Source organism: Membranihabitans marinus, from assembly GCF_021729155.1.
GTDB lineage: Bacteria > Bacteroidota > Bacteroidia > Chitinophagales > Saprospiraceae > Membranihabitans > Membranihabitans marinus.
This window is the reverse complement of sequence record NZ_JAJQYA010000058.1, coordinates 1-16,652: the sequence shown is the minus strand read 5'-3', so window position 1 is coordinate 16,652 and position 16,652 is coordinate 1. Positions and strand designations below refer to the sequence as shown.

General features: G+C 39.7%; 15 protein-coding genes and 1 riboswitch. Of the genes, 6 read left to right on the top strand and 9 right to left on the bottom strand.

Going from position 1 to position 16,652, the window contains the following annotated elements:
- The first annotated feature begins 370 nt into the window (after positions 1-370).
- Positions 371-468, top strand: a riboswitch (SAM riboswitch).
- A 304-nt stretch (positions 469-772) separates the two neighbouring features.
- The 5 genes from LVD51_RS19525 to LVD51_RS19505 are packed head-to-tail and all read left to right on the top strand — an operon-like array spanning position 773 to position 5,994.
- A complete protein-coding gene (locus LVD51_RS19525) occupies positions 773-1,474 on the top strand; it encodes a phosphoadenylyl-sulfate reductase (protein ID WP_236973062.1) in 702 nt (233 codons plus the stop codon).
- A gap of 36 nt (positions 1,475-1,510) precedes the next feature.
- Entirely contained in the window at positions 1,511-3,604 is a 2,094-nt protein-coding gene (locus tag LVD51_RS19520) for a nitrite/sulfite reductase (RefSeq protein WP_236973061.1), read from the top strand.
- The gene (cobA, locus tag LVD51_RS19515) at positions 3,597-4,376 is read left to right on the top strand and encodes a uroporphyrinogen-III C-methyltransferase (RefSeq protein ID WP_236973060.1); all 780 of its coding nucleotides are present in this window, start codon (positions 3,597-3,599) and stop codon (positions 4,374-4,376) included. Before LVD51_RS19520 ends, cobA begins: the two co-directional genes overlap by 8 nt.
- Positions 4,376-4,954 carry a precorrin-2 dehydrogenase/sirohydrochlorin ferrochelatase family protein gene (locus LVD51_RS19510; RefSeq protein WP_236973059.1) on the top strand — a complete coding sequence of 193 codons (579 nt, stop codon included), beginning with the start codon at positions 4,376-4,378 and terminating at the stop codon, positions 4,952-4,954. The genes cobA and LVD51_RS19510 overlap by 1 nt, the downstream gene beginning before the upstream one ends.
- Before the next feature lie 2 nt (positions 4,955-4,956).
- Positions 4,957-5,994 carry an NAD(P)/FAD-dependent oxidoreductase gene (locus LVD51_RS19505; RefSeq protein ID WP_236973058.1) on the top strand — a complete coding sequence of 346 codons (1,038 nt, stop codon included), beginning with the start codon at positions 4,957-4,959 and terminating at the stop codon, positions 5,992-5,994.
- Between the two features lie 40 nt (positions 5,995-6,034).
- On the opposite strand, the gene LVD51_RS20285 is transcribed toward LVD51_RS19505, so the two are convergent.
- Both LVD51_RS20285 and LVD51_RS19500 read right to left on the bottom strand, forming a co-directional pair.
- Positions 6,035-6,184: an MnmC family methyltransferase gene (locus LVD51_RS20285; protein WP_394803197.1), complete on the bottom strand. Its 150-nt coding sequence runs from the start codon at positions 6,182-6,184 to the stop codon at positions 6,035-6,037.
- Between the two features lie 99 nt (positions 6,185-6,283).
- Entirely contained in the window at positions 6,284-6,502 is a 219-nt protein-coding gene (locus LVD51_RS19500) for an MnmC family methyltransferase (protein WP_236973057.1), read from the bottom strand.
- On the opposite strand from LVD51_RS19500, the gene LVD51_RS19495 reads away from it, so the two are divergent.
- Positions 6,476-6,628, top strand: a complete 153-nt coding sequence (locus tag LVD51_RS19495; protein ID WP_236973056.1) for a hypothetical protein — start codon at positions 6,476-6,478, stop codon at positions 6,626-6,628. The two genes, LVD51_RS19500 and LVD51_RS19495, sit on opposite strands and share 27 nt — an antisense overlap.
- A 40-nt stretch (positions 6,629-6,668) precedes the next feature.
- On the opposite strand, the gene mnmD is transcribed toward LVD51_RS19495, so the two are convergent.
- From mnmD to LVD51_RS19460, 7 genes are all read right to left on the bottom strand, one after another.
- The gene (gene mnmD, locus LVD51_RS19490) at positions 6,669-7,373 is read right to left on the bottom strand and encodes a tRNA (5-methylaminomethyl-2-thiouridine)(34)-methyltransferase MnmD (RefSeq protein WP_236973055.1); all 705 of its coding nucleotides are present in this window, start codon (positions 7,371-7,373) and stop codon (positions 6,669-6,671) included.
- Positions 7,366-8,496, bottom strand: a complete 1,131-nt coding sequence (locus tag LVD51_RS19485) for an LOG family protein (RefSeq protein ID WP_236973054.1) — start codon at positions 8,494-8,496, stop codon at positions 7,366-7,368. The genes mnmD and LVD51_RS19485 overlap by 8 nt, the downstream gene beginning before the upstream one ends.
- 709 nt (positions 8,497-9,205) lie before the next feature.
- Complete coding sequence (locus LVD51_RS19480) at positions 9,206-10,645, bottom strand: TolC family protein (protein WP_236973053.1); 1,440 nt, start codon at positions 10,643-10,645, stop codon at positions 9,206-9,208.
- Position 10,646: 1 nt separating this feature from the next.
- Positions 10,647-13,883 (bottom strand): efflux RND transporter permease subunit, encoded by a 3,237-nt coding sequence (locus LVD51_RS19475; RefSeq protein ID WP_236973052.1) that lies wholly within the window; start codon positions 13,881-13,883, stop codon positions 10,647-10,649.
- A gap of 24 nt (positions 13,884-13,907) precedes the next feature.
- Positions 13,908-15,083 (bottom strand): efflux RND transporter periplasmic adaptor subunit, encoded by a 1,176-nt coding sequence (locus LVD51_RS19470; protein WP_236973051.1) that lies wholly within the window; start codon positions 15,081-15,083, stop codon positions 13,908-13,910.
- A 554-nt stretch (positions 15,084-15,637) separates the two neighbouring features.
- A complete protein-coding gene (locus tag LVD51_RS19465; protein WP_236973050.1) occupies positions 15,638-16,009 on the bottom strand; it encodes a hypothetical protein in 372 nt (123 codons plus the stop codon).
- A gap of 300 nt (positions 16,010-16,309) precedes the next feature.
- On the bottom strand, positions 16,310-16,588 hold the full coding sequence (locus LVD51_RS19460) for a DUF6994 family protein (RefSeq protein ID WP_236973049.1): 279 nt from the start codon (positions 16,586-16,588) through the stop codon (positions 16,310-16,312).
- Between the last annotated feature and the right edge of the window lie 64 nt (positions 16,589-16,652).

Here is a 16,652-nt window from a genome sequence, read left to right as displayed (position 1 = left end):
TTAGATACAAAAACTTATACAGCGACTAAGAAAATGATCGTGATTGAGTAAGCATATTTAGGTTAAAATAATTTGCTATAGATCCTCCCTTATTGTTAGGGAGGATCTTTTTTTGTTTTAGGGGGAATGGTTATTATAAGTAATTGTCCATTAGATTTTTGTAATTCGTCTACACATTCATTCGACTTGTGTAATCCACGATTTTATTTTCAATGAAGTTATATGATTAATACTGTCATTTATATCGTTTAGAGGGTATGAATTATATATTTTTATTAAAATATGTATTATTCTATTTTGTTTTTAGAAAAACCTCTGTATATTTGCCTTTGTTCAGTTGTGATTTTGTATTAAGATGCAAAGATCAATTGATTTATAAAGAAGAGGTTAGAGACAGGCTCTGTGATCCTCTGGCAGCCCCTTTAAGGAAGGTGCCAAATCCTGACTTTTTAAAAGTAAATATAAATCATTGAAAATTTTTAAAAACATGTCTATCAAATCTAATCATTCGAGGTCTACTTCGAGACCCTATCTAACAAATTCTCTTCAAACTGAATTCATCAAATCATCTATGTTGGACGCTAACAACCCTTGTTGTTGTTGCTGTTGTTGTTAATTGAAAAGAGATTAGCATACTGTGTTAATAATTTCGACTACTCAAGGAGTCGATTATAAACATTTTTATATCTAATATCTTTACAATTCATGCAAGAGGTGTATTATTAATACATCAGCGACCATTAATTCAATCAAACCCAAGAAAAAACGTCTTATGGAAATACTAAATAAAATTGATAAACTCAACCAAGTACTTGGATCTGCATCCCCAGAAGATGCATTGGAATGGTTAAGTCAACAACCGGAATTTAATGTTACTTTTTCAACTTCGTTTGGACAGGAAGATCAAGTAATTACCGATATGATTTTCAGGAATGATTTGGATATCAATGTATTTACTTTAGATACAGGGCGGTTGTTTCAAGAGACTTATGATGTATTTGACCTAACCCTTAAGAGGTATAAAAAATCAATAGATGTATTTTATCCCAAAGAGGAAAAAGTACAGGAATTGTTGACGACAAAAGGTCCCAATAGCTTTTACGAATCGGTAGAAAATAGAAAGGAGTGTTGTAGTGTTCGCAAGATTGAACCTTTGGGAAGAGCTTTATCTCCATTCAATATTTGGGTGACGGGATTGAGAGCAGGTCAATCGGAAAACAGAAGCGATATGAAGCGATTTCAATATGACTTGAAATTTGGTATCATAAAATTTAATCCTTTGTTGCATTGGAGTTTAGTAGACACAGAAAATTATTTAAATGAATACAAAGTGCCCCAAAATACGTTACATAGACAGGGGTATGTAAGTATCGGTTGCGCACCATGCACTAGAGCCATCACTGAAGGAGAGGATATTAGAGCTGGTAGATGGTGGTGGGAAACCTCTAAAAAGGAATGCGGATTACATTCCTAAAAATCAAGAACAACTAACAATAAGAAATATTTAATTATGAAAAGCTTTAGAACAGAATTAGAAAATCCCATAGTAGAGCAGGAAATATTGGAATTGGGCCAAAAAATTGCCCTTTACCAATCGGGAAAGATTGATGAGGATCGGTTCAAGAGTCTTAGATTGGCACGGGGAATATATGGTCAGCGTCAGCCTGGGGTGCAGATGATTAGGATAAAATTACCTTACGGCAATTTAAACAGACGTAAACTCTTGCGGATATGCGAGGTTTCTGATACTTACGCTACTGGTAATCTTCATGTGACTACTAGACAAGATATTCAATTGCACTTTGTGAGTTTGGACGATACTCCACAGTTGTGGGAAGAATTGGCCAAAGATGAAATTACTTTGCGAGAAGCCTGTGGAAATACTGTACGTAATGTAACAGGGTCTCACTATGCTGGTATTCATCCCGATGAGGCCTTTGATATCAGCCCCTATGCTCAAAAAACTTTTGAATACTTGGTGCGAAATCCGATTTGTCAGGAAATGGGGAGAAAATTTAAAATCTCTTTTTCTGCCACTGAAGCCGATGATTACTATAGCTATATTCACGATTTGGGTTTTATACCTCAGATCAAAGTAATTGACGGACAAGAAGTCAAGGGCTTTAAGGTATTAATAGGTGGAGGTTTGGGTGCTCAACCCAATCATTCTGAATTGGCCTATGATTTTTTACCTGCTGAAGAAATTATTCCTTTTGCTGAAAGTATAATTCGAGCTTTTGATCGATTTGGAGAAAGAGATAGACGACACAAGGCGAGAATGAAGTTTTTGATTCAAGATTTGGGCAAAGATGAATTACTTCGTATTGCTGATGAGCAACGTTTGGCGATGCCATATCAGACCTATCCCATCGATTATTATGAAACAAGCTATAAGCCATTAAACGAAGCTTATGCATTCGATTTTTCTGATCCTGTTTTTAAAACATGGTTTGATGCCAATGTTTTTGCTCAAAAACAAGAAGGATATTACGCGGTGGGTTTGAAACTCCATAATGGCGATATAAAGACGCCGATTGCCCGACAATTGGTTGCGTTTTTAGAAGAAATTGAAGTCGATGATATTCGGGCGACGATTCAGCAAAATATGATCTTGCGATTTGTCAAAGGATCTGATGTATACCGATTATTTGAAAAACTTAAATCATTGGGATTGACCGATGTAGGATTTGAAGGCTTGTCAGATATAGTGGCATGCCCGGGCACCGACACTTGTAATTTGGGTATAGCATCTAGTATGGGATTGGCAACTCGTTTGACCGAGGTGATCAATACTGAATATCCACATTTGGCGGCAACCAAAGATATCGATATCAAGATTAGTGGCTGTATGAATGCCTGTGGTCAGCATAATTTGGCGGCTATAGGATATCAGGGAATGACGATTAAAGTCAATAAAAAAGTAGCTCCGGCCGCACAGGTTTTATTGGGTGGAAATAATAAAGGAGCAGGCGCAGGTGTATTTGCCGATAAGGTAATTAAAGTACCTGCAAAAAGAGCCGATGAATCATTGAGATGGTTGTTGGATGATTATTATAAAAACAGAGAGGGAAGTGAGAACTACGGTGAATATTATGCGAGATTAGGCAAAGATTATTTTTATCAATTGTTGAAACCTCTCGGCGATACTGCAGCTTTTGAAGACGATTGGTATCAGGATTGGGGCCGTGAAATAGATTATGTGAAAGCTATCGGTGTGGGTGAATGTGCTGGAGTGGTAGTGGATTTGACCATTACCTTGATTGAAGAAGCCAACGATCGATTAGAAAGAGCAGTGAAGAGTCTTTTTACCGATAAATATTCAGATGCCATCTATCATACCTATACTGCCTACATCCATTTGGCAAAATCTTTGTTGATACATACAGATGAGAAACTAAATACACAGCATAATATTATTGCTGCCTTCGATCGATTGATGGATAGTGAATTTGACTGGCCGGGGGGATATGATTCTTTTGGAGAGTTGGTGTTGAGTATGAAGAAACACGCACCGAGTGAAGAGTTTGCAAAATTGTATTTGCAAAACGCCGAAATATTAAAGAAACAGGTGGAGGATCACCACAAAGTATTGGTCAATGAATAGCAATAAGATACCTAGATTGAGTTTGGTCGGCGGAGGCCCAGGAGACCCGAAGTTGATTACTTTAAAGGCCGTAGAGGTGTTGGAGCAGGCAGATATTGTATTGTTTGATGCCTTGGTCAACAATGAATTGTTGAATTATGCCCCCAATGCACAGAAAATATTTGTGGGCAAAAGAAGGGGGTGGAGTAGTTATACCCAGTTTGAGATCAATCGATTAATCGTAAAGATGGCGAATAAGTTTGGCCATGTAGTGAGGCTAAAGGGCGGTGATCCTATGATATTCGGTCGAGCCCAGGAAGAAATTGCCTATGCTGAAAACCACGGCTTGGTGGTAGATGTAGTTCCCGGTATAAGTTCCTATTCAGGTATTGCGGCCTATAATCAAGTGCCCATTACGTCTAGGGGAGTAAGTCAGGGTTTTTGGGTGTTGACGGCTACAGATGAAAGAGGTGGTCTGGCTTCAGATATAGATATAGCTGCACAATCCAAGAGCAATATTATTATCCTCATGGGGACTAGAAAATTGGCTGGTATTGTAGAGAGATTTAAGAAACATCAGGGATTAGATTATCCTATTGCATTGATACAGAATGGTACCATGCCCAATGAGAAGGTATTGGTATCCACATTGGCTCAAGTAGAAGAAGATGTTGCATATGCCCAAATTTCAAGTCCTGCAGTGATTATTATCGGAGAGGCTGCACGTCATGTGAAGTCTGCCAAAATTATGGCTGAATTGGGGAGATTAGAGGTTTTTCAAAAGATAGGATAATGAGGGATAAAAATGAATTGTTTCCCATTTTTTTGAGAACAGACCGATTGCAAATATTGGTTGTAGGGGGAGGCAATGTGGCGGAAGAAAAACTGCATTTCTTATTGAAGAGCAGTCCATGTGCCCAAGTCAAAGTGGTGGCTATTGAAGTATCTGAGAAAATAGAGACCTATACCCAACATTTTAACTTGACTATAGAAAAGAAGGCTTTTGAAGTTTCCGACTTGGAAGGAATAGACTTGGTCATTGCTGCGACCAATGATATAAAAATAAATACTTTTATTTGGACTAATTCTAAATTAAATCGTAAACTTGTAAATGTTGCCGATACACCTTCGATGTGTGATTTTTATTTGGGTGGAATAGTAACCAAAGGGGATCTAAAAATAGCAATTTCCACCAATGGGAAATCACCGACATTGGCCAAGCGCCTGCGTCAAATTTTGGAAAAGAGTTTGCCAGAAGAGATCAACGAATTGGCTGATCACCTCAATAAGGTAAGGAATATATTCGGTGATAATTTTAAGACCAAAGTAAAAGAATTGAATCGTTTAACTGAAAATTTAATTAAAAACTAGATATGATACAGACGGAAATATTAATCATAGGAGCGGGGCCAGTAGGATTGTTTACTGTTTTTGAAGCCGGCTTATTGAAGTTGAGATGTCATTTAATTGATGCCTTGCCTTTGCCTGGGGGACAATTGACTGAGATATATCCCAAGAAACCCATCTATGATATTCCTGGCTATCCTTCCGTATTGGCAGGCGAATTGATCAATAATCTATTGGAACAGATAGAGCCTTTTAAGCCTACATATTCTTTAGGTGAGAGAGCTGAGACTATAGAAAAAGATGATGAAGGACAATTTATTGTAACGACGAATGACGGAGTCAAACACCGTGCGCCTGTGGTTATGATAGCGGGTGGATTGGGTTCATTTGAACCGCGCAAGCCACCTATCGAAGCCTTGCCCAAGTTTGAGAACAATGGGGTGTATTATTTTGTAAAACATCCAGAGTTTTTTGCCGACAAGGAGATTGTGATATCTGGTGGTGGGGATTCTGCTTTGGACTGGGCTACTTATTTTGCAGAGAATGATATGTGTTCATCTGTGACATTGGTTCACCGTCGCGAGCAATTTAGAGGTCATAGAGATACGGTTCAGAAATTATATGATTTTCAAGATTCAGGTAAGATCAAGGTGTTGACCAATTCGGAAGTAATCGATGTAAAAGGCAATGATACTTTGGATGCCGTAGTGATTAAGCACAAAGATGGTAGCTCTTCTGAGTTATATGCCGATGCTTGGTTGCCATTGTTTGGATTGAGTCCCAAATTGGGTCCGATCGGGGATTGGGGATTGGAAATCGAGAAAAATGCCATCAAAGTGGATACCTTGGATTATAGTACCAACATAAAAGGTATATATGCCATTGGAGATGTAAATACTTATCCCGGCAAATTGAAGTTGATATTGTGTGGATTTCACGAAGCCACATTGGCCTTGCAATCGGCCTTTAATATCATCTATCCAGAGAAGAAATACAGCATGAAATACACGACAGTGAATGGTGTTCAAGGATTTGAAGAGCCTGCTGAAGTGAAGACTAGTTAAGATTTTTGTTAGTTGTTGATTAATCTAGGGTTAAATGAAGTTATTTATTTAACCCTTTTTTTATGGCTAGGGTTATTTCTCGTTTTCGTGGAGGGCCAGGGAGAGCCTTGACTTCAAATCCCGCCTTGCGGAGGTTGCGTTTGACATAACCTTTGGCACAATAGGAGATCCAGATTCCATCATCGGCCAGTAATACGAATTACATTTATAATTAACGGAAATCTTTCGATTTATTTGAAGTTATACATCGTTTAAAATACTCGCCGTAGCTACGGCTATGCCTGTGTTTTTATCCTCGTCTAACTCCAAATATTTTCAAAATCTTTTCCGTCATCATAAAATGTAAATCGTATAAGTCATAGCAATGGGCCATAGCGGTTTCGTCCCACAGATCGGGCTGGGCTTCTGGGGCAAAGGCGTCGTAATATATAATATGGTAGCCTTGGTCACTGATGTGGTTTTCAAAATCCCCATATATCTTTTGAAGTTGATATTGTGTGGATTTCACGAAGCCACATTGGCCTTGCAATCGGCCTTTAATATCATCTATCCAGAGAAGAAATACAGCATGAAATACACGACAGTGAATGGTGTTCAAGGATTTGAAGAGCCTGCTGAAGTGAAGACTAGTTAAGATTTTTGTTAGTTGTTGATTAATCTAGGGTTAAATGAAGTTATTTATTTAACCCTTTTTTTATGGCTAGGGTTATTTCTCGTTTTCGTGGAGGGCCAGGGAGAGCCTTGACTTCAAATCCCGCCTTGCGGAGGTTGCGTTTGACATAACCTTTGGCACAATAGGAGATCCAGATTCCATCATCGGCCAGTAAGTCATAGCAATGGGCCATAGCGGTTTCGTCCCACAGATCGGGCTGGGCTTCAGGGGCAAAGGCGTCGTAATATATAATATGGTAGCCTTGGTCACTGATGTGGTTTTCAAAATCCCCATATATCTTTTGAAGTTGAAATAAGGGACTAAGTTCTTGCCATTGATTCCAGTCACAGTTATGAATCTGAAGTAGTTTGTCTCTATGTTGAGCGAGTTGATTGGCCGTGGTATCAAAATGGATACTGGATATAATATCTGGGTGGACGGGATATTTTTCGATACTACTGTATTGTATCGACTGATTGTGTTGGTCAGAGTATACCCATGTTAACAGGGCATTGAGTCCACTGCCTAAGCCCAGTTCCAATACCTGTATGGGGTGTTGGTCAGGGAGATTGAGTCTGGAGATTCCGTGATTGATAAATATATGTTGGCCTTCGGTATAGGCGCCAAATCTGGAATGGTAGAGTTCCTGTTGTTCACTATGCATTAGGGTATCCGATCCATCTTCTGTTTTGTGGATTTTGGGATGGTGAAATTTTATCTTAGACATAGTAGCCGTTTTTGTAGAGGAAAAATGATTTGAGGTGGTCTTGAATGGCGGCTACGTCGTCGTATAGGCCCAGGTTGAGGTGTTTCAATTTGTGAGAGTCGGCCAGTGATTTCAACAGTGGATAAACGGGCCAATCCTCTGTCCAAAAGGTTGAATCGAAAAAGATCATAGGGCTGGCGTATTGTAGGGTTAGGTAGTGATTTTGGGTTACTTCTTGAAATACTTCTTGGACGGTACCTGCACTTCCCGGAGTAAATATTACACCGCCTTTGGCGATGGCCAAGAGACCGTCTTCTCTGATGCTATTGGTAAAGTATTTGGCGATATGGCTGGCAAATGGAGTAGGGGGTTCGTGTCCGTACAACCAAGTGGGGATCCCGAGGCTCTGATGTGAGCCTATGGGGAATTTAGAAATCACCGCCCAAGCTGTGGACAACCACTGATTGTCGGTAAATAGCGGGGCCTGGGTTAAGATGGCCAATGCTTCATCAATGGCTGTGTCGGGACGACCGGCCAGCCAAGCACCTAAATGGGTGGCTTCCATAGCACCTGGACCACCACCAGAGACCATTAATTTTCCTGATTCGGTTAGATTTTTGGAAAGATGGACGACTTTGCGATAGTTTTCATGACTTCTCGACAGACCATGGCCGCCCATAATGGCCATAATATTGGTTTCTTCATAGTTTTGTATGAAATCTTGCAGGGCATTGGTGATAGATTGATCGTGGAGGCTACGGGCCAAGGATTCTTTAATATCGGTGGTGTATTTACCGGTTCGGATAAAGTGATCGTAGATGGCTTTGTCCAGAGTGGCTTCATAAGAGGTAGCGGGTTGGAGGTCGATACTGGCGTATAGTTCTTCTGCTGTATAGAGTTTATTGGGATAGATGGGGTAGGGTAGGTCGAGGGTTGGAAATATATAGTTATTTTTTTGCAGTCGACAGATCATGGCGTCGGTGAGGCGACAGCCGAGGAATAAACAGTCTTTGACGGGGACGGTCAGGAGTTCTTTGCGGAGATCTCTGAGGTCCAAATTTTGGACGGCGATACTGGTGATTGTTTGTTCACGGTCGAGGAGAATTTTAAACTCTTCAACGCTGGTGATTTCTTTAGTCATCATAGGTTACGGATAAAAGGGTTAATATACTATAAAAAATAGTAATGTCATAAGGGGTTTAGGATTAGGGAGTTGTGGTGAGGTGTTTGGTCGTGTACTTCGGTGTTTGTTATCTGACTCGTCCTGTAATAAGATTATAGTTTTAAATATTGTACTAGTCTGTGAACTTTTATGTAATCTCGTCGCAGCGCCGTGGCTCACCCACCCGAGGCATAATGGAGATCTTCATAAATCTTCTTAATGTTTAGTCTGTGACGGCGGCAATTTACTGACGATTTACGGAACAATCTCATCAAACAAACTAAAAAAAAGCCCTGAAGGGGCGTAGTCTAATAGTAGAGGGTGCAACCCTATGATTGTTTGTAATCGTTAAAAGAAGTCCTGATGGGACGACATAATAAATTAAGGTAAAATCTTGTCGGTATTATGGGGCAATCACGTCGGAGTGAACGGATGAATTTCTGATAGCAGCGCACTGAGCTGAGTCGAAGTGGACGGCATCATTTTGCCCATACTAGAAGGGAACTTAAAATCTAACGAATTGCGCAGCAATTATCCGGGTGAAAAAATGTAGTTGCCCAAAAGGCAACTACATTCAGTCATTACAAAATGTAATTCCTATAAGTTGGATTATTATAGTTTTTACATTTTTAATCATTGCTTCACATAGAGGTTTACACTTTTTACAAAGACTATTTTTTAAAATGAAATATTACTGCCATCCTCCACCCAAAGCTCGGTAGATATCCACTTTAGCTTGGAGTTGTTGAAGTTTGGTTTCCACCAATTCCATTTTGGCATCCAATACCTCCTCTTGGGTTAAAAGTACCTCTACGTAATCGGCTTTGCCATATTTGAATAAGCTATTGGCAATATTGACCGATTTACTTAAAATATCGACTTCTCTTTGCTTGGTTGCAAAACTGTTGAAATAGTTTTCTAATTTGGATAGTTGATTTAAAACATCAGTATAAGCATTTAAAACCGTTTGTTCGTATTGATAAACCGCCTGTATCTGAATGGCAGAAGCCATATTATACCTCGCCTTTATGGCTTTTTTATTGACTAGAGGAGTGGTAAGATCCCCAACCAAATTAAAGAGAATAGATTCCGGATTCAATATAAACTTGGGATTGAATGCCTGAAAGCCAATGCCAGCTGAAATATCCAAGCTCGGATAAAAATCAGCACGCGCCACCTCTACATCTAGATTAGCGGCTTGTAATTGGTATTCTGCTTCGTGAATATCTGGTCTGTTTTGCAATAAATGAGCAGGAATTCCCGCTTGAATTTTGTCTATTTTCAAGTCCATAAAACCCTGTGAGTCTCGGTCAATTTCTGAAGGATAACGCCCTACTAGAAAATTAATCCGGTTCTCTGTCTCCACAATTTGCTGCCGTATGTCGTATTGTAGATTCTGGGTTTTTAGCAATTGGGCTTCGAAACGATTGACAGCAAGTTGATTAGCTTTGGCATTTTGTTTTTGAATCTTGACTTTTCGCAAAGCTTCCTCCTGAATTGCCGCGTTATTGTTTATAATATTTAGAAGATTATCAAGCGCTTTGAGTTCGTAATAAGAATTGGCGATTTCTGCAATTAGATTTGAGATTAAGAAGTTTCTACCCTCATTAGCCGCCAAATACCGAAATTGCTCAGCATCCTTGGCATTTCGAAGTTTTCGCCATATGTCAACCTCCCAGCTGGCCATTGCTCCAAATTGAAAATCACCTAAAGGCTCAGGGAATTCTTTTCCTTCCTCAATTTCCAAGCTATGTTCTACAGCTCCATCTCGGGTAAAGCGCCCTGGTTTTTCGGCTCCAATACCTGCTCCAATATCTACAAAAGGTAGATATTCTCCGGATTTTTCCAATACCTCGTTCTGTCTGACGATTAACTCTTGAAGCACAATGTTTAGCTCCTGATTATTGGTCAAGGCGGTATCGATCAACTCGGCCAATTGGGCATCGTCAAAATATTCTCGCCAGTCTACCGCAGCCACGCTTATACTGTCTAAGTCCATGGGGTTATTATAGTTTTTAGGTAGACTTTCACTAGTTTGTTTTAGGACTACATGGGGAGTATTGCAACTCCCTAAGAGTACAATCATTACCAATAGGAATATATATGTATAGAATTTTATGGATGAATTCATTTTAATCATTTTTTCGATTTCGCATTTTTAGTAAAACATTCAATTTTGAAATCTTCTTTAATAATGAGGCTTTAGTAGGCTCTGAGACAAACATTTCTGAAACCGTAGTCTGTGTTTCTTCTTGTAACAATTTTTTGCCCTCTACCAACTTGGCCAAAGAGTAATAGAGTCCCGGAATGATGAGTACCCCGCAGAGGGTCCCGATAAGCATTCCACCAAGTGATGCCGATCCAATGGTTCGATTTCCAATAGCACCTGCACCATGGGCTAAGACCAGTGGGATCAGACCTGCGATGAAGGCAAAGGAGGTCATCAATATCGGCCTAAATCGAACTTTGGCTCCCTCTATGGCGGCATCCAAAATACTCGCTCCTTCATTGTGTTTTTGCACCGCAAATTCTACAATTAAAACGGCATTTTTACCCAATAAACCGACCAGCATAATCATGCCAATTTGTGCATAGACATCGTTTGCCAAGCCCATTATTTTTAGCAAAAAATATGATCCAAATATTCCGATAGGCAAGGAAAGTAAGACTGCCAATGGCAGTACAAAACTTTCGTACTGGGCAGCCAAAACCAAATACACAAAAAATACAACCACCAAAAAGATGAAAATAGACTCATTACCTCGTTGAGCTTCATCATAGGATAGGCCTTCCCAAGCTATGTCAAAACCTCTTGGTAAATTATCTTCTGCGACTTCCCGGATTGCAGCGATGGCATCACCGGTTGTAAATCCTGGTGCAGGTAATCCCCTGATAGCCGCTGAATTATAGAGGTTGTAACGAGTGATTTCATTGGGGCCTTGGGTCTTTTTAAATTTCATAAAAGCGGAATAAGGGACCATATCACCTTCTTCGTTTTTCACAAAGTATTGGTCTAAATCAGATATGTATCTGCGATACTCGGGCGCCGCTTGAGTATACACCTTAAAAAAGCGTCCAAATCGGATAAAACCTTGCTCGTAGGTGCTACCAATAAGAATATTCAAATTCTCCATCGCTTTCCCTATCGATACCCCTTTTTGCATGGCCGCCTGATTGTCAAATTCTATTTCAAATTGTGGATAATTGGCAGCAAAAAAGGTGAATAACCCTGTCAGTTCTTCCCGTTTTTTCAAAGCACTGAGAAAATTCTGATTGATTTCATCAAATTCCTTATAATCGGTACCGTCGGTTTTATCCAACATTCGAAACGAAAATCCACCTGAAGATCCAAATCCTGGTACTGCAGGAGGTTCAAAATATTCGATGATGGCGCCGAGGTCACGGGTTTTTTCTTCCATCTCTTCCATAATCTCAACCACATTCTTATCCCGCTCCGACCAGGGTTTAAGGTTGATCAAACAGGTTCCAGCATTAGATCCCCGTCCTTCGGTCATGATCTCATACCCAGCAAGAGAGGTCACGGATTCTACTCCTTCCATCTCCTCTGCAATTTCTTGCAATTGCTTGGCGACTTCGTTGGTTTGTTCCAGTGTAGATCCAGGAGGTGTCTGGACAATGGCGTAGATGGTCCCTTGATCTTCATTGGGTACAAAACCTGCCGGCAAAATTTTATTAGAATAAACGAGGCCGGAAATAAATAGGGCAAGAACGCCAAAAGTGACGACCCTGCGAGCTACTATTTTATTGAGTATCAAAACATAGCCTCCAGTAAGTTTTTCGAATAGTCGGTTGAAGCCATCGATAAATCGGTCAAACCAGGACTTTTTAGTTTTGCCATGATGATTCTTGAGAAACATGGCGCAGAGTACAGGTGTTAAAGTGAGAGCTATGATTCCTGAAATAATAATGGAACTGGCCATGGTAATTGAAAACTGTCGATAAAACACCCCGACTGGTCCAGTCATAAATGCTACCGGAACAAAAACTGAGGTCATCACCAAAGTAATAGCTATGATGGCACCGCTTAATTCCCTCATGGCTCTCTGGGTTGCTTCATAAGGTGTAATGGTGGGATCTTCCTCCATTTTGGCATAGACTGCCTCCACAACTACTATGGCATTGTCGACAACAATACCTATTGCGAGTACTAAGGCAAAAAGAGTGATTAAGTTGATCGACATACCAAACATCTGGATAAAGAAAAAAGCCCCAATCAGAGATACGGGCACAGCGAGGATGGGTATGAGGGTAGCCCGCCAATCTCCGAGAAAGATAAATACCACTAATGCAACCAATATAAATGCATCTCGTATGGTATGAGTCACTTGTTCGATGGAGGCATCGAGGAATTTTGACACATCGTAGCTATATTGATAAGTAATACCAGCAGGAAAATCTTTTTCCAGTTCTTTCATTTTTTCTTTTACAGCTTTGATTACCCCGTTACCATTACTTCCTAAGGTTTGCTTCAGCACGATGGAAGAAGAGGGTTTGCCATCTAAATTGGAATAGATATCAAAAAACTCACTTCCCAATTCTATCTCGGCAATTTGTCCGAGTTTGACCTGATGACCTTCTTCAGTACTTTTCATTATTATGTTCTCGTATTGTTCTGGGGTATTGTATCGGCCGGCGTATGTGAGTACGTATTCTTTGGCTTGCGCAGTAATCCCCGAACTTCTACCCAGTCGTCCTGGACGACCGATTAAGCTTTGTTCTTCAAGGGCTTCCATCACTTCCTCTGCCGATATTTTGTAGGCTTGCATCCGGTCTGGTTTAAGCCAGATACGCATAGCATACTTACGCGCACCTAGAATTTGTGCACGAGCAATGCCATTTATCCTTTGGAGCTCAGGAACTACTTTGGTATAGGCGTAATTGTATAGAAACTTTTCGTCGATACTACTACCTTCTTCGCTAGCCAGGTTGACATACAATAGCATACTGGGCTGAATGGGTGTAATCTGAACCCCTTCACGTTGTACCAATATAGGTAGGTTTGGCATCACTTGATCGACTCTTGTTTTGACTTGCACAATGGCTTTGTTGGCATCAGTACCGGGTTCGAAGATCACCCTGATGGTTCCTTCACCTGCACTGGTGGCATCAGATGCGATATAGCGCATTCCCTGTACGCCATTGATGGCGGTTTCGAGTGGAATGATGGTCGATTTGGTTAATACATCTGCGCTGGCACCTGGATATGCCACAAATATGTTTATCGTAGTAGGAGCAATAGAGGGAAACTGAGAAATAGGCAACTGAAATATGGCCAATAAGCCTACAAATACAGTGACAATTGAGATCACTATTGCCAATACTGGTCTCTTTAATATATTTTGAAACATTTTGAAAATTCTTTAGGTGATGGACTATTCTGCATGAAGTTCTAAGTGATTGAATACCGATTTTGGGTCTTTGTATTCAAACTCAATATGGTCGCCATTTTTAACCTTTCGCAACCCTTCGAGCAAGAATTTATCCTTCAAGCTCAATCCATCTGATATTATATAAATGTTATTTAGTTCAGCAGCAATTTTGATTTCCCGAGAATTTACATTGCCCTCATCATCTACCACAAAGACGTATCGTTTATCCAAGATTTCATAAGTCGCCTTTTGGGGAATCATCATAGCGTTTTGAAGTGCATTTGGCCAGCGAATATTACCGGTTTGTCCATGTCGCAACACTCTCTTGGGATTTGGGAAGGTAGCTCTAAAGGGAAGGGTACCCGTGGTATTATCAAACACTGCTTCGATGGCTGAAATTTTCCCCTGATAATCGAATATTTGCTTATTGGCGAGCTGCAATTCTAATGCTGAGGCTTCTGATGGATGTTGAACATAATCCAGATAGACATCTTCTGGCACATTGAAATAGACCCACATGTCATTGTTGTCAGTAAGGGTGGTGAGTTCTTCCGCTTCTTCGAGAAAAGAGCCGAGGCGAATGTCCTCAAACCTACCTATTATTCCGCTGAAGGGTGCCCTTATTTTGGTGAATTGGAGGTGTGCTTTCATCAAGTTGAGTTCTGCCTTAGCATTTTCGACAGAAGCTTCTGCTTTGTGCATTTCAGCTTCGGCAAGGGCAAGTTCATTGATAGACACGATATTGCTATCCACAAGTGCCCTCAGGTTTTTGACCTCTATTATTGTTTTTTCCCTTTCTGCTTCTGCCTGGGCTAATTCTGCTTGGGCTTTTTGAATTTCTGCTTGATAAATAATGGGCTGAATTTCGAATAAGAGTTGACCCTTTTTTACCAATTGCCCCTCATCTACCAATATTTTTTGAAGATAGCCTGCTTCCAAAGTTTTTAATTCTATATGCTGATGAGCATTGATTTGACTAACATATTCTTCGTAATAGACGGTATCTTTTATGATTGGACTACTTGTTTCCAATACCCCAACATGATGACTACCATTTTCGGTTTCTGTATGCGAGGGCTGATGAGATTCGTTGTGGGAGGATGCTGTATGGTCAAAGTGTTGGCAGCTTATAAACAGGCCAAGTGACATTAGCCACAGTAAACTGTAATTATTTTTCATTTTTCTCTAATTATTTTTTTATATATTATTGATAACAAATGCATTGTATTATGAATGAATGAAGTTGTCTTATATCGACCTTTGGTGAAGATGATCGAACGAAATACGAAGTACCCAATCGACTAAAAATGACTGAATTTAGTGCACGACTGAATAAAGTTGCTCAAAGAGCAACCAGATGAACTAAATGTTCATCTGATGAAGGAGCCACGACCACCGTGTCGTGGATGGGGTGGCTCGTAAATCGACCTTTGATGAAGATGACCGAGCAAAGTTGCTCCTTAGAGCAACCAAATGTCCTTAATGGATATTTGCCGAGTGAACCGGAACCACAGTGGTCTGGGTGGGTGGACCACAGTGTCGTGGGTGGGTAATCCTATCAATTTTAAATTTAATTCGTATTACAAGTCAATTAAAATCGTATTTCGTATAAGATCTTAGTTGGCCTATGGTCAATATAGATCAACGCGGCATTTATTCACCGTTAAAAAACGAATGGAAATACCGTGTACGATATACTGTGTGTAATTGTGAAGCTTGGTATTGCTTCTTTATTAGAGGGGAAATGTTTTCCAGGAATGGAAAAGGATATAGAGTTTGATTAGTTTATTGCATGGGAATAAAGGGACCCCAGTAATCTCATTTTTAACCAGGGATAGGGATAGAAGAGTTTGAATTGACTTTCTATTATAGTCATAATGGCTTTCTTCTTCGTCGTCTTCTTCTTCCTCTACTTCAATGTACTCTACGATATGATGAGACGAGAGTAAGTCAGAATTTTGTATTTTTACCGGCGTATTACGATTGAAATCGACTGTATTGGGGATGCCATGAGTTTGGAGGTATGATGGCAATTCATGTCCACCAAAAACTCCAAATAAGGTAAGGATTAAAGAGCATAAAAATACCCTTATTATAAATGCCATCCTATTTGATTTCATTTTAATATCTGTCTTTGTTCTATTGTTGAGACGAATATAAATAAAATAATTATTATTTGAATTTTTTATGACAAGCTTAGGATAGCCTATGAATATTGACACAGCAGATCGCTATGTCTGTTTTTATACAATCGAGTTATGGGAGCTGTTGCGTGACTTCTCTTGCCCTGGCAAGCTATTCAGAATACAGTGGCCGTGATTATTTTAATAAAGCGACGATTTCTCTGTCGTTTATCATTTTTTCGTTTTATTACAAACTTCAAAAGCTTTTTTTTCGCGCTATTATTAATACACTGGGGGTAGGCTGGTAATATTCAATCTATTTAATATTCTTTTATTCCTTTTGTCTATAAGATTAATTGTGTTACGCATATAAATCTCATATTCATCTTTGTTTTCCGGTAAGGCGGAACGATTAAATCCATCAAAAGGCAGAGAGAATTTTATATTCTCATTGCTATCTATAAAATCTTGAAGCATAAAAAAGTTAATATAACCTTTGAAGTCATAGAATATTTTAAAAAAGTCAGCATATCTATTTAATATACTGTCGGGATAGTTCATTTAACTGTGTCTTTGTTTAAAAATAATATTATTCTACTTCCCTCTTTTGGGAAGTAAGATTAGG

What these genes read in the sequence shown, in the direction of transcription:
- LVD51_RS19525 (WP_236973062.1), top strand. Translation starts at nt 773, where the DNA reads ATGGAAATACTAAATAAAATTGATAAACTCAACCAAGTACTTGGATCT.
- LVD51_RS19520 (WP_236973061.1), top strand. Translation starts at nt 1,511, where the DNA reads ATGAAAAGCTTTAGAACAGAATTAGAAAATCCCATAGTAGAGCAGGAA.
- cobA (WP_236973060.1), top strand. Translation starts at nt 3,597, where the DNA reads ATGAATAGCAATAAGATACCTAGATTGAGTTTGGTCGGCGGAGGCCCA.
- LVD51_RS19510 (WP_236973059.1), top strand. Translation starts at nt 4,376, where the DNA reads ATGAGGGATAAAAATGAATTGTTTCCCATTTTTTTGAGAACAGACCGA.
- LVD51_RS19505 (WP_236973058.1), top strand. Translation starts at nt 4,957, where the DNA reads ATGATACAGACGGAAATATTAATCATAGGAGCGGGGCCAGTAGGATTG.
- mnmD (WP_236973055.1), bottom strand. Translation starts at nt 7,373, where the DNA reads ATGTCTAAGATAAAATTTCACCATCCCAAAATCCACAAAACAGAAGAT.
- LVD51_RS19485 (WP_236973054.1), bottom strand. Translation starts at nt 8,496, where the DNA reads ATGATGACTAAAGAAATCACCAGCGTTGAAGAGTTTAAAATTCTCCTC.
- LVD51_RS19480 (WP_236973053.1), bottom strand. Translation starts at nt 10,645, where the DNA reads ATGAATTCATCCATAAAATTCTATACATATATATTCCTATTGGTAATG.
- LVD51_RS19475 (WP_236973052.1), bottom strand. Translation starts at nt 13,883, where the DNA reads ATGTTTCAAAATATATTAAAGAGACCAGTATTGGCAATAGTGATCTCA.
- LVD51_RS19470 (WP_236973051.1), bottom strand. Translation starts at nt 15,083, where the DNA reads ATGAAAAATAATTACAGTTTACTGTGGCTAATGTCACTTGGCCTGTTT.
- LVD51_RS19465 (WP_236973050.1), bottom strand. Translation starts at nt 16,009, where the DNA reads ATGGCATTTATAATAAGGGTATTTTTATGCTCTTTAATCCTTACCTTA.
- LVD51_RS19460 (WP_236973049.1), bottom strand. Translation starts at nt 16,588, where the DNA reads ATGAACTATCCCGACAGTATATTAAATAGATATGCTGACTTTTTTAAA.